At 43.2% G+C, this 12,577-nt stretch carries 11 protein-coding genes; 4 read left to right on the plus strand and 7 right to left on the minus strand.

Annotation, left to right across the window (positions count from 1 at the left end):
* Window positions 1-64: 64 nt before the first annotated feature.
* Together ndk and pepB are read right to left on the minus strand one after the other, a co-directional pair.
* Window positions 65-490 (minus strand): nucleoside-diphosphate kinase, encoded by a 426-nt coding sequence (gene ndk, locus ACO5E4_RS04445; protein WP_485862204.1) that lies wholly within the window; start codon window positions 488-490, stop codon window positions 65-67.
* Between the two features lie 11 nt (window positions 491-501).
* Window positions 502-1,803 (minus strand): aminopeptidase PepB, encoded by a 1,302-nt coding sequence (pepB, locus tag ACO5E4_RS04450; protein ID WP_485862257.1) that lies wholly within the window; start codon window positions 1,801-1,803, stop codon window positions 502-504.
* Between the two features lie 222 nt (window positions 1,804-2,025).
* On the opposite strand from pepB, the gene infA reads away from it, so the two are divergent.
* Entirely contained in the window at window positions 2,026-2,244 is a 219-nt protein-coding gene (gene infA / locus ACO5E4_RS04455; protein ID WP_006717435.1) for a translation initiation factor IF-1, read from the plus strand.
* 59 nt (window positions 2,245-2,303) lie between these two features.
* Here infA and lnt read toward each other — a convergent pair whose 3' ends face one another.
* From lnt to galT, 5 genes are all read right to left on the minus strand, one after another.
* A complete protein-coding gene (lnt, locus tag ACO5E4_RS04460; RefSeq protein ID WP_485862258.1) occupies window positions 2,304-3,848 on the minus strand; it encodes an apolipoprotein N-acyltransferase in 1,545 nt (514 codons plus the stop codon).
* 112 nt (window positions 3,849-3,960) lie between these two features.
* The gene (gene corC / locus ACO5E4_RS04465) at window positions 3,961-4,857 is read right to left on the minus strand and encodes a CNNM family magnesium/cobalt transport protein CorC (protein WP_032998092.1); all 897 of its coding nucleotides are present in this window, start codon (window positions 4,855-4,857) and stop codon (window positions 3,961-3,963) included.
* 224 nt (window positions 4,858-5,081) lie between these two features.
* Complete coding sequence (gene galM, locus ACO5E4_RS04470; RefSeq protein WP_485862205.1) at window positions 5,082-6,119, minus strand: galactose-1-epimerase; 1,038 nt, start codon at window positions 6,117-6,119, stop codon at window positions 5,082-5,084.
* Window positions 6,113-7,267, minus strand: a complete 1,155-nt coding sequence (gene galK / locus ACO5E4_RS04475) for a galactokinase (protein WP_485862206.1) — start codon at window positions 7,265-7,267, stop codon at window positions 6,113-6,115. Before galK ends, galM begins: the two co-directional genes overlap by 7 nt.
* Before the next feature lie 162 nt (window positions 7,268-7,429).
* Window positions 7,430-8,473, minus strand: coding sequence for a galactose-1-phosphate uridylyltransferase (galT, locus tag ACO5E4_RS04480; RefSeq protein ID WP_485862207.1), 1,044 nt, complete (start codon window positions 8,471-8,473; stop codon window positions 7,430-7,432).
* 255 nt (window positions 8,474-8,728) lie between these two features.
* On the opposite strand from galT, the gene ACO5E4_RS04485 reads away from it, so the two are divergent.
* The 3 genes from ACO5E4_RS04485 (at window position 8,729) to mglA (ending at window position 12,563) form a co-directional block, all read left to right on the plus strand.
* Window positions 8,729-9,742, plus strand: coding sequence for a substrate-binding domain-containing protein (locus ACO5E4_RS04485; RefSeq protein ID WP_314953340.1), 1,014 nt, complete (start codon window positions 8,729-8,731; stop codon window positions 9,740-9,742).
* Window positions 9,743-9,964: 222 nt separating this feature from the next.
* Window positions 9,965-10,957, plus strand: a complete 993-nt coding sequence (mglB, locus tag ACO5E4_RS04490; RefSeq protein ID WP_021616310.1) for a galactose/glucose ABC transporter substrate-binding protein MglB — start codon at window positions 9,965-9,967, stop codon at window positions 10,955-10,957.
* Between the two features lie 73 nt (window positions 10,958-11,030).
* Window positions 11,031-12,563 (plus strand): galactose/methyl galactoside ABC transporter ATP-binding protein MglA, encoded by a 1,533-nt coding sequence (gene mglA, locus ACO5E4_RS04495; RefSeq protein ID WP_454906563.1) that lies wholly within the window; start codon window positions 11,031-11,033, stop codon window positions 12,561-12,563.
* Window positions 12,564-12,577: the final 14 nt, after the last annotated feature.

The following is a 12,577-nucleotide window of genomic DNA, read 5'->3' on the forward strand; positions in this document are numbered from 1 at the left end:
TTGTTTATAGCCACAAAAAAGCCACTTTGCTTTGACAAAATGGCTTTTTATTTAAAGTGCCAGCTTAATAATCGCAAATCTCGTCATTAACGAAGAAATAAGCAATCTCACGTGCTGCGCTTTCCGGGCTATCGGAACCGTGCACGGAGTTTTCCCGTTGGTTTAAGGCAAAATCACGACGAATTGTGCCTTCTGCCGCCGTTTCAGGATTGGTCGTTCCCATTAACGTGCGGTAGTCTTGCACGGCATTTTCTTTTTCTAACACGCTCACGAATACCGGTGCCGAAGTCATGTATTCCACTAATGGCTCAAAAAAAGGTTTGCCTTGGTGTTCGGCGTAAAAGCCTTCTGCTTGCTCTTGAGTAAAATGTACCATTTTAGCGGCAATCACTTTAAAACCTTGTTGCTCAAAGCGTGCCAAAATCGCGCCGATTAAATGACGCTTTACGGCATCTGGTTTAATAATAGATAACGTTCGTTGTAAGCTCATTTCACATCCTCTTACTGTTGTTTTGCTTTAGCTAATAATAAATTGGCAAGGGTTTGCACACCGATACCGGTCGCACCGGTCGCCCATAAGTCGCTTGGGGTTTTACGATAAGTGGCGGAACAATCAATGTGTAACCAATGTTGTTGATAATTTTTGACGAAATAAGATAAAAACGCTGTTGCGGTGCTCGCACCTGCGCCCACCGGAACTGTGCCGGTATTGGCAATGTCAGCGAACGCTGTTTTAATTTGTCCGCGATGTAATTCCGCGAAAGGCAAGCGCCAAAATGGCTCTTGTTCTTGCTCAGCAGAACGGAATAAATCGGCGACTAACTGATCATCCATGGATAACACACTGTGATAATCATTGCCCACCGCCACTTTTGCCGCACCGGTTAACGTAGCACAATCCACGATAAATTGAGGTTGTTGCGCATCCGCATCAATTAAGCCATCAGCCAATACCAAGCGCCCTTCGGCATCGGTATTAAGAATTTCGACACTCACGCCATTACGATATTGAATGATATCGCCCAATTTGAAGGCACGACTACTCACCAAGTTTTCTGCGCAGCAAAGGAATAATTTAACCCGTTGATTTAAACCACGCAAAATCGCCAAGCCTAACGCCCCCGTCAATAACGCGGCGCCGCCCATATCCGTACGCATGGTGCTCATACCATCACTCGGTTTAATGCTGTAGCCACCACTGTCAAAGGTAATGCCTTTGCCCACCAAACAGGCCAACACTGGGGCTTCCGGATTGCCTGTCGGGTTGAAATCCAACTGCAACATGGCCGGCAGATTTTGCGATCCTTTCCCCACCTGCCATAAACCGTGGTAACCACGTTCTAGCAATGCTTCACGAGAAACGATGGAAAAACTGACCGCACTTTGCTTCGCAGCTTGCTCTGCCGTCTGCCCGATAAACTTCGCCGCGCGTTGGGCAAGCTCTTCCGGCGTTAAAATGGCTGCCGGCAAATTAATGATTTCCCGCACGAAATCGCCGCATTGAATGCGATAATTTAGCTCTCGTTGTTGCTCGGAAGATAGCGTCGGAAACTGGAGTTTAAACTGCTTTTTCGCATTGTAAAAACCTTGATAAAACGCCCAACAACTTTCCAATTGCCAGCCTTCCCCGCTTAACGCAACATCAGAAATCCCCTGATTTTGTAACTTCCGCGCGGCTTTTTGTATAGAAGTGCGGTCAGAAAAATCGGTTAAATGAAGAGTCGCTTTATCTTCATTAAAACTGATGAGTGCCTTTTCACCCCAAACTGCCGAAGCCGGTTGGTTTGAAAGCAAAACCTGCATAGACATAATTTCTCCTTCAATATTGAGAATAACGGCTTGTAATATATCAGTTTTATTGGGTTTTCTCATCATGAATCCAATAAAAAAGCGCTTCCTACGGGCATCTGCGTTAAAAAACTTTCTTGCCACCAACAAAAACGGTATAATCCGCACCGACTTTTTGTATGAGATTCCGCCCAAAGTAGCCGGCGGAAAAACCGATTAATTATTTTAGAGGATCAAATGGCAAAAGAAGATTCCATTGAAATGCAAGGCACTATCTTAGAAACCTTGCCAAACACCATGTTTCGCGTTGAGTTGGAAAACGGCCACGTGGTAATTGCACACATTTCCGGCAAAATGCGTAAAAACTACATTCGTATTTTAACCGGCGACAAAGTGACCGTAGAAATGACACCATACGATTTAAGTAAAGGCCGCATCGTATTCCGTAGCCGTTAATTTCGCTTTATGACATAAACAAAAACACCGGATAATCTCCGGTGTTTTTGTTTTTCGCATCAAGCTTTTCTTACCCGTTTCAAGAGCAGGCGCTGAAGCCACATACCTAACAAATGCAACAGGAAAAAGGTCGCACTTAAGACATATAATGGCATATCACCAAAGACGCTGTAAGGGGTTTTACCTTGTGTCGGCGCAATACGATGCGTCAACACCGTTTCCACAAATTGCGGGGCTTGCGCCACAATGTTGCCTTGGGCATCAATAAATGCCGTCACGCCTGTATTTGTTGCGCGAATCACCGGTTTCCCGAGTTCCAACGCACGCATTTGTGCCATTTGTAAATGTTGCCACGGGCCAATGGAATTACCAAACCAAGCATCATTAGAAACTGTGAGAATAAAATCACTGTTTGCCGTGAGATTTTTCTGTAATTGCGCACCGAGAATAATTTCATAACAAATTGCCGCGGTAAAATTCAGGTTCTTTGCCAGCAAGGCTTGCTGCACAGGGGCGCCACTTTCGAAAGCCGACATGGGTAAATTAAACACAGAACCGAGCGGGCGCAAAATACTTTCTAACGGAACATATTCACCAAACGGTACCAAATGATGTTTGTTATAACGGTTTGCCGTTTGCATCTGATAAGGTGCCATTTGATTCCCGACCACCACAATAGAATTAAATAATTTGCCAAGGGTTTCATCTTGATAAATCGTGCCGACCATCACTTCCGTACTAGTTTTTTCCGCCAAAGATTGCAACATTTGGAAAAACGGTTGAATACTGTTTTCATAGGTTGGAAATGCGGCTTCCGGCAAAATAATCAAATCCGTTTTTCCCAAATTATCGCCAATTAATCGCCCATAATTTTCCATGGTTTGATACAGATAATTCGGATCCCATTTCAAATTTTGTTCGATATTGCCTTGCACTAAAGAAACATTCAGCGCCTTTTCAGGGTTTTCTTTTACATAATTAATCTTTGATGTGTAACTTGCCGTCCCACCAATAGCCACTAAAATAAGACTATTTGCCAAAACAACATTCCATTTTTTCGGTGAATTCCATAACGCAGAAACGATGTTAAAAGCGACCGCACTTAAGAACATAGCCAAGAAGGTTAAACCGGTAACACCCCAAATCGGTGCAATCCCCGCAAACGGACTATCAATTTGCGTATAACCGAATTGCAACCAAGGAAAGCCGGTGAAAACCCAACCGCGCAAAAATTCAGTTAACGTCCATAATACAGGATACATCACTGCTCGTTGCACCTGTAAGCGGCGCACCAAATACGCAAATAAGAGCGGATACAACGACAAATATGCGGCTAACAGCACCACCAAGAAATAACTCACTGCTAAAGGGGCATCTCCAAATTGATGGATACTGACATGCAGCCAGTTCACCCCAAAAGTAAAGAAGCTCAAGCCCCATAAAAAAGCAGATAAAAGTGCGGTGGATTTTTGTGGTGTTTTGATAACCCAAATCAAACCGAACAAAGACGCATAGGACAAGGCCCAGTAATGAAAAGGCGCAAAAGCAAATACACCGATGGCACCTGAAATAAGCGCAATAAGGTAAGTGAGATATTTCTTCATCATAAAATAGTGAAGCAGGCAAAATGCCTGCTTTTTATCCTTTCAATATGTTGGTATGCCATTTCGCTCTTTGTAAAGAACGGGCTGATTGGCTGCTTACAAACGGAGAAAACTACTCCGCTAGGTTCTCGACATTCTCCATTTCCGGCAAATATTCGTCCGGTACGGTAACGCGAAGTTGAATAATGCGACGACTGTCTGCAGAAGTTACTTTAAAATGCAGATTTTCCAGCGTAATTTCTTCACCACGTTTTGGTAAATAACCGAATGCCTGCATAATCAAGCCACCAACGGTATCCACTTCTTCGTCATTAAATTGGGTGTTAAATTGTTGATTAAAATCTTCAATGTCCGTTAAGGCACGCACCGCGTAAGCATGGCGGGAAAGTTGGCGAATATCAGCCACATCCTCTTCATCAAATTCGTCTTCAATGTCTCCGACGATTTGCTCCAACACATCTTCAATGGTCACCAAACCTGACACCGCACCAAATTCATCCACTACAATCGCCATATGGAAACGTTCGGAACGGAAATCTTTTAGCATTCTGTCCACACGTTTACTTTCCGGTACGATCATGGTCGGGCGGATCATATGCAACAAATTAAATTCCTCGGCATTAGCACGCAGGTATTTCAGCAAATCTTTGGCATGTAAAATTCCTACGATATTGTCGCGATCATCCGCATCGGCAATTACCGGGAAACGGGAGTGGGCAGATTCAATGATGGTGTCCAAACAAGAATCTAAATCCTGATCGGTTTCAATGAAAACGATTTGAGAACGCGGAATCATAATATCGCGTACGCGTAACTCGGCGATTTCCATCACGCCTTCAATCATTTCTCGGGTATTTTGATCAATGAGATCATTTTGTTCAGAATCTCGGATCACTTCCACTAACTCATCGCGATTTTTAAGTTCGCCTTGAAAGAAACGTCCGAAAAGGGATTGGAAAAAAGATTTTTTAGTAACTTCAGATTGGTTGGTCGAGTGTTCTTCGTTCATAAAAATTAAAAAAGTTGCCGTCGGATTGACAGGAGAGAAAGTACCATATTTGCCATGAAAGCGCAAAAGGAAGAACGAAAGTGCGGTCTGTTTTTCTCTTAAATTTTGTGGCATATCACAAAATAGGCAATCATCAACACAGGCGCGTTAATCGCTTAAACTACGGCTATAAGAGACAAACGACAGAAAGAAAAAATGCGGCAAATGTTAGCCGCACTTTTAGTTTAATCATTTCCTTTAAAGCGATATTCCGTCCATTGGTAATATGCTTCAGCGGCTTTCACAATGCCGCCATAATTTTGCCATTCGGGATGGTTTGGCGTGTCGGGAAGACATTGGGTTTCCAACGCAACGCCACTGTAATCGGCGTATTGTGCACCATGTCGAGTAGGTGTGCCGGAGAGGTAATTGCCGGTGTAAACCTGTAATGCTGCTTGTGAAGTCAATACTTCCAAATGCAAATCGTCATTTGGTGAACTCAGTAAAACACAAGGTTTTTGCCAGGCTTTGTTGACGATAAAAGAATGATCGTAGCCTTTGGTGGCAAGCTGTTCGCCTTGCATAAAATCCTGTTGAATCGGCTTGGCAACACGAAAATCAAAACTGGTGCCGACAACGTGTTTTAACGGTGAGTTTGGTATGCCTTCGCTATCTACCGGCAAATAGAAATCCGCATTCAGACGCAAGCGGTGATGACGAACATCTGTCCCCTGCTCAGCGTTTTCTAAATTGAAATAAGCGTGGTTAGTTAAATTCAATGCCGTATCCTGATCGCTTTTCCCTGCATACTCAATTTTGACTGAATTTTCTTCCGTTAAGGTGTAAGTGACTGTCACATCCACATTGCCGGGAAAGCCTTGATCGCCATCGGCAGAATGCAAGGAAAAACACACGAAATTTTCACCGCACTTTCCTAATGCCCAACGGCGTTTATCAAAGCCGTTGACGCCGCCGTGAAGTTGATGTTTTCCTTGGTTGGCGGTTAAGGTCACAATTTTATCATTAAGTGGAAATTGCGCGTTGGCAATGCGGTTGGCATAACGCCCCACACTCGTCCCCAAATAGGCTTGTTGAACCGGATACGCTTCCAACTTGCAACCCAGCAAGACTTCACGCAATTCTCCATTGACCGGCACGCGACAAGACGTCCACGTTGCGCCCCAATCGGTAAATTGCACACGCATTCCCTGTGCATTTTGCAACGTGAAAAGCTGAAACGGCAAGCCGTCCGACGCAGTGCCTTGGGCGTGTTGTTCTAGCATACACGCACTCCTTGAGAAGCCGTGCAAACATAGAAGTCTTCTTTCAAGCCTGTTTGTTTTTCATAATTGTCTGCCACGATTTTGCGTACGGCTTCTACTTTATCGAGTGGCGCAAGAGCAACGATACAACCGCCGAAACCACCTCCGGTCATGCGTGCACCGCCCTGTTTACCAATGACTAACTGTGCCAATTCCACTAAATAATCAATCTGTGGCACGGTGATTTCAAAATCGTCGCGCATGGAATCATGCGACTGCCTCATTAATTCGCCAAGACGGGTTAAGTCATTATGTTTCAAGGCATCTACCGCATCTAACACCCGTTGATTTTCCGTGACCACATGGCGGGCGCGTTTTGCGACCAGCGGATCAAGTGCGGTCAATTCTGCTTCTTTTTCTTTAAATTGTGTCACAGACACATCTCGCAAGGCTTTCACGCCGAAAAACGCCGCTGCACGTTCACATTGCTGACGGCGGGTGTTGTATTCACCTGTGACCAAATCATGCGGCACGTTAGAATTCACGATAATCACCGCCACATCCTGCGGCACGGGCGTTGGTTGGGTCTCAAGGCTACGGCAGTCAATCATCAATAAATGATCTTGTTGTCCGAGTGCAGAAATCAACTGATCCATATTGCCACAGTTAGCACCAACAAATTTGTTTTCCGCTTTTTGTCCGATAAGCGCAATATCTGTATGGCTTAAAGGCAAATCGCTCAGCTGCTGACAAAATTTTCCCGTTGCCACTTCCAACGCCGCAGAAGAACTTAAGCCCGAAGAATGCGGCACGTTGCCGGAAATCACCAAATCCGCGCCTTGTTTAAAATCAGGGCAACGTTCCTGAATGAATTTCACCACGCCACGCACATAGTTCGCCCATTTTTGTTCACTTTGTGGGATGTCTTTATCTAGCGAAAACTCATCAGACAAATCCAAATCAGCGGCATACACATTCCAAATATGATCACTGCGTTTCGCGCCGGCAATCGCCGTACCATAGTTAATGGCGCATGGCATCACAAAGCCATCGTTGTAGTCGGTATGTTCGCCGATGATATTAACGCGACCGGGCGCATACACGGTCAACTCAGGTTGTTTGTTATATTTTTGGGTGAAAATGTGTTGGGATTTTTGGATTGGGGTCATGTTATTTCCTTTCTCTTTATCATATCTCTCAAACCACTCCCCTCTTTTATAAAGAGGGGCAGGGGGAGATTTAATTGTGATATTTAAATTTCGTATGAGGTTGGTATAGCTTCTGCCAAATCTCCCCTAACCCCTCTTTGCTAAAGAGGGGAATTGGGCGCATTATTTCAGTTTATAGTGAATTTCACTCAACGCACGCAGTCTTTCTGCTGCTTGTTCTGCCGTTAAATCACGTTGGCTCTCGCCAAGCATTTCGTAACCCACCATAAACTTACGCACGGTAGCGGAGCGTAAAAGCGGCGGGTAAAAATGAGCATGCAATTGCCAATGGTTGTTTTCTTCGCCGTTAAACGGTGCGGTGTGGAAACCCATGGAATACGGGAAAGAGGTTTCAAATAAGTTGTCGTATTTGGTCGTGAGTTTTTTCAATATCACGGCTAAATCTTTCGCTTGCGCGTCAGTTAATTCCGTTAAGCGTTTAACCTGTGCTTTTGGCAACAACAAGGTTTCAAACGGCCAAACTGCCCAATACGGTACCACGGCAACCCAATGTTCTGTCTCCACGACGATACGTTCTTTGCGTGCCAGTTCTTGTTGGACGTAATCCACTAACAGCACGGAACCGTATTTTTCATAGTATTCCCGTTGTGCTTTATCTTCTCTCGCCACTTCATTCGGTAAAAAGCTATTTGCCCAAATTTGTCCGTGTGGATGTGGGTTAGAACAGCCCATCGCTGCGCCTTTATTTTCAAAGATTTGTACCCATTGGTATTTTTGACCAAGCTCACGGAGTTGTTCTTGCCAGACTTTAATGACTTCTTCGATCTCAAGTGCGGTCAATAATGGCAACGTTTTACTGTGGTCGGGTGAAAAACAAATCACGCGACTTTCCCCGCGCGCTTGCGAGCTTTGGAATAACGGATTGTCATTATGTTGCGGTGCAGGCGTGTCTTCTAACAGCGCGGAGAAGTCGTTTTTAAACACATAAGGTTTGTGATAATCGGGATTCGGCTCACCGGTAATGCGTTTATTGCGTGGACAAAGGTAACAATTCGGGTCATGGCTTGGCTTTTGTTCTTCATTGACTTTCTCTTGTTGCCCTTGCCATGGACGTTTAGCGCGATGAGGAGAAACTAAAACCCATTGGTCGGTTAAGGGGTTATATCTGCGATGCGGGTGATCGGTAGGTTCAAAAACAGTTGTCATAATACGCCTCTATATCTGCTTCTATGCATGTCTTCTTTATTTATGAAAACGATTACAAAAATATGACATAAAATAGCATATTTCACAAATTAAACTGTTATCAAGATCACAAAAATGCATTTCTTTTTATTTAAGCAATAAGGCTATTAGAAAAACTGTGACAGAGACGACACTTTTAAAAGTAAACGTTTCCAAAAAATCTTTTTTCTGATTATGATTTCCGTTGTTTTCATTTTTATCTAGAAAGGGGTCTGCATGGTTACGATTCGTGATGTGGCAAAACAAGCCGGTGTTTCTGTCGCAACGGTCTCTAGGGTATTAAATAACCATCCTTGTGCAAAAGAACACACCCGTGCCGCTGTACTGAATGCGATTGAGCAATTAGGCTACCGTCCGAATGCCAATGCGCAAGCGTTGGCTTCGCAGAGTTCGGATACATTAGGGGTTGTGGTGACCGATGTAACGGATGCTTTTTTTGCGATTTTAGTAAAAGCGGTCGATCACGTTGCCATGGAACATGGCAAAAATATTTTGATTGGTATGGGCTACCACCAAGCGGAGAAAGAAAAAGAGGCCATTGATACCCTGCTGCGTAAACGTTGTCATTGTTTGGTCGTGCATTCCAAGGCGCTAGATGATCAAACATTAGCAGATTATTTAGAAAGCGTACCGGGCATGGTCATTATCAACCGTTGCATTAAAGGCTATGAATCCCGCTGTGTCGGATTGGATAACCAAAAAGGCACCTATATCGCGACTAATACGCTGATTAACGCAGGGCATCGCCATATCGGTTATATTGGTTCGAACCATAGAATTAATGACGAAGCAGAGCGTAAACAAGGTTATTTGAATGCGCTTACAGAACAGGGGCTCCCCATTGTTGAAAATGCCATCGTGCATAGCACACCGGATTTTGAGGGCGGGGAGGAAGCTATGATTAACTTATTGAGTTATAACGATAATTTAACAGCAGTGGTGGCCTACAACGATTCTATGGCAGCAGGTGCGCTATCCGTCCTCAATGAAAACAATATTAACGTGCCGAAACAATTCTCTATTATTGGTTTTGACGATATGCCTATCGCTCGTTATTTAGTGCCGAAACTTACAACCATTCGTTATCCCATTGATCTTATGGCGAATTATGCTGCAAAACTGGCATTAAGCTTAGTGGATAAAACCTTATCTATGCCCATTAATCCGCAATTTAATCCAACATTAGTAAAGCGTTTCTCGGTAACAAATAGAGAGGCAAGGGAAAAATAGAATTAGAACTGCATTATTTTTAAGCGAAAGATGTAATCGTTTTCATAAATGTGAATATGATCACATTCTTTCCACAAAAAACAAGGTATCCTTACCGCCAATTACCCGAGTAGCGATTGCAGTGTAAAAAGGTAAGATGATTGATAATAATGCTTTAATGAATTATCACTGAAACAAAGCCCTCTTATTATTTATACCCACAATGAATGGAGAACATGCATTATGAAAAAAACCGTATTAAGTGCAGTTGCTTTAGCAGTAGCTTTTGGTGCCGGCATCAGTGCAGCACAAGCAGAAACCCGTATCGGTGTAACTATTTATAAATATGATGACAACTTCATGTCTTTAATGCGCAAAGAAATTCAAAAAGACGCAGATCAATTAAAAGACGTGAAATTATTAATGAATGACTCTCAAAACGCACAGTCAATTCAAAACGACCAAGTTGACGTCTTACTGTCCAAAGGTGTAAAAGCATTAGCCATCAACTTAGTTGACCCATCTGCGGCACCAACCATTATTGGTAAAGCAAAACCGGACAATATTCCTGTTGTATTCTTCAATAAAGACCCGGGTGCAAAAGCGATTGCTTCTTATGATAACGCTTACTTTGTTGGTACTGATCCAAAAGAATCAGGCATTATCCAAGGTGACTTAATTGCTAAACAATGGAAAGCTATGCCGGCATTAGACTTAAACAAAGACGGTAAAATCCAATACGTTTTATTGAAAGGCGAACCAGGCCACCCAGATGCGGAAGCTCGTACTAAATATGTAATTGAGCAATTAAATGCGCAAGGTATCCAAACTGAACAACTCTTCATTGATACCGGTATGTGGGATGCGGCATTGGCGAAAGATAAAGTGGATGCCTGGTTGTCCAGCTCTAAAGCAAATGACATTGAAGTGATCATTTCTAACAACGACGGTATGGCATTAGGCGCATTAGAAGCGACTAAAGCACATGGTAAAAAACTACCAATCTTCGGTGTTGACGCACTACCTGAAGCATTACAACTGATCAAGAAAGGTGAGCTTGCCGGTACGGTGTTAAATGACGGTGTAAACCAAGGTAAAGCAGTTGTTGAGTTATCGAATAACTTAGCGAACGGCAAACCGGCAACCGAAGGCACAAAATGGGAACTTAAAGATCGTGTGGTACGTGTTCCTTATGTGGGCGTAGATAAAGATAACTTATCTGAATTCTTAAAATAAATTTGTTTTATTAATGTAAGGGGAAGCGTAGGACAACACTTATGTCCCTTCCCCTTTATTTATGAGGTTGGATATGACAGAACAAATTCACAGTCAAAGCGGAAGCCAAAATGGCGAAGTTCTGCTTACCATGACTAATGTCAGCAAGTCCTTTCCGGGCGTAAAAGCCTTAGATCACGCAAACTTAAGCGTCCGTTCGCATTCTGTACACGCATTGATGGGGGAAAACGGTGCGGGTAAATCCACGTTGTTAAAATGCTTGTTCGGCATTTACGCTAAAGACGAAGGTGAAATCTTGTTTTTAGGCAAACCCGTGAATTTTAAAACCTCAAAAGAAGCTTTAGAAAACGGCATTTCCATGGTGCACCAAGAACTTAACCTTGTGCGTCAAACCAGCGTTATGGATAACCTATGGTTAGGTCGTTACCCGCTGAAAGGGCCTTTTGTGGATCACGCGAAAATGTACCGTGATACCAAAGCGATTTTTGATGAATTGGACATTGATGTTGATCCAAGGGAAAAAGTCGCCAAACTCTCCGTTTCACAAATGCAGATGATCGAAATTGCGAAAGCGTTTTCTTACAACGCAAAAATTGTGATTATGGATGAACCGACATCCTCACTTTCTGAAAAAGAAGTAGAACATCTGTTTAAAATTATTCAAAAATTAAAAGATCGCGGCTGCGGTATTATTTACATTTCTCACAAAATGGACGAAATCTTCAAAATTTGTGATGAAATCACCATTTTACGCGATGGCAAATGGATTAACACCATTCCGGTAAAAGGCACAACCATGGATCAAATTGTGTCCATGATGGTAGGCCGTGAACTGACTCAACGTTTCCCGGAAAAAACTAACGTTCCAAAAGAAATCACCTTAGAAGTGGAAAACCTGACAGCGTTAAACCAACCTTCTATTCAAAATGTGTCTTTCAATTTACGTAAAGGCGAAATTTTAGGGATTGCCGGCCTTGTCGGTGCGAAACGTACGGATATCGTGGAAGCCATTTTTGGTGTGCGTGAACTGAAAAGCGGCACGATTAAACTCAACGGAAAAACAGTAAAAAATCACACCGCACTTGAGGCAATCAATAATGGTTTTGCGCTCGTGACCGAAGAACGTCGTTCAACGGGGATTTACTCTAACTTAAGCATTGAGTTCAACTCGTTGATTTCCAACATGAAATCTTATTTAACCCCTTGGAAACTGCTCAGTAACAAGAAAATGAACAGTGATACGCAATGGGTCATTGATTCCATGAATGTGAAGACACCATCACACAAAACAACGATTGGCTCACTTTCCGGTGGTAACCAACAAAAAGTCATTATCGGTCGTTGGTTATTAACCCAACCGGAGATTCTGATGTTAGACGAACCAACCCGTGGGATTGATATCGGTGCAAAATTTGAAATTTACCAATTAATTCAGGAACTGGCGAAAAAGGATAAAGGTATCATCATGATTTCTTCCGAAATGCCTGAACTCCTTGGGGTAACCGACCGTATTCTCGTGATGAGTAATGGCAAAGTTGCCGGTATCGTTGAAACGGCAAAAACCTCTCAAGAAGAAATTTTGCAACTTGCCGCAAAATATTTATAAATTACAAAGGAACA

Source organism: Aggregatibacter sp. (genome assembly GCF_057314075.1).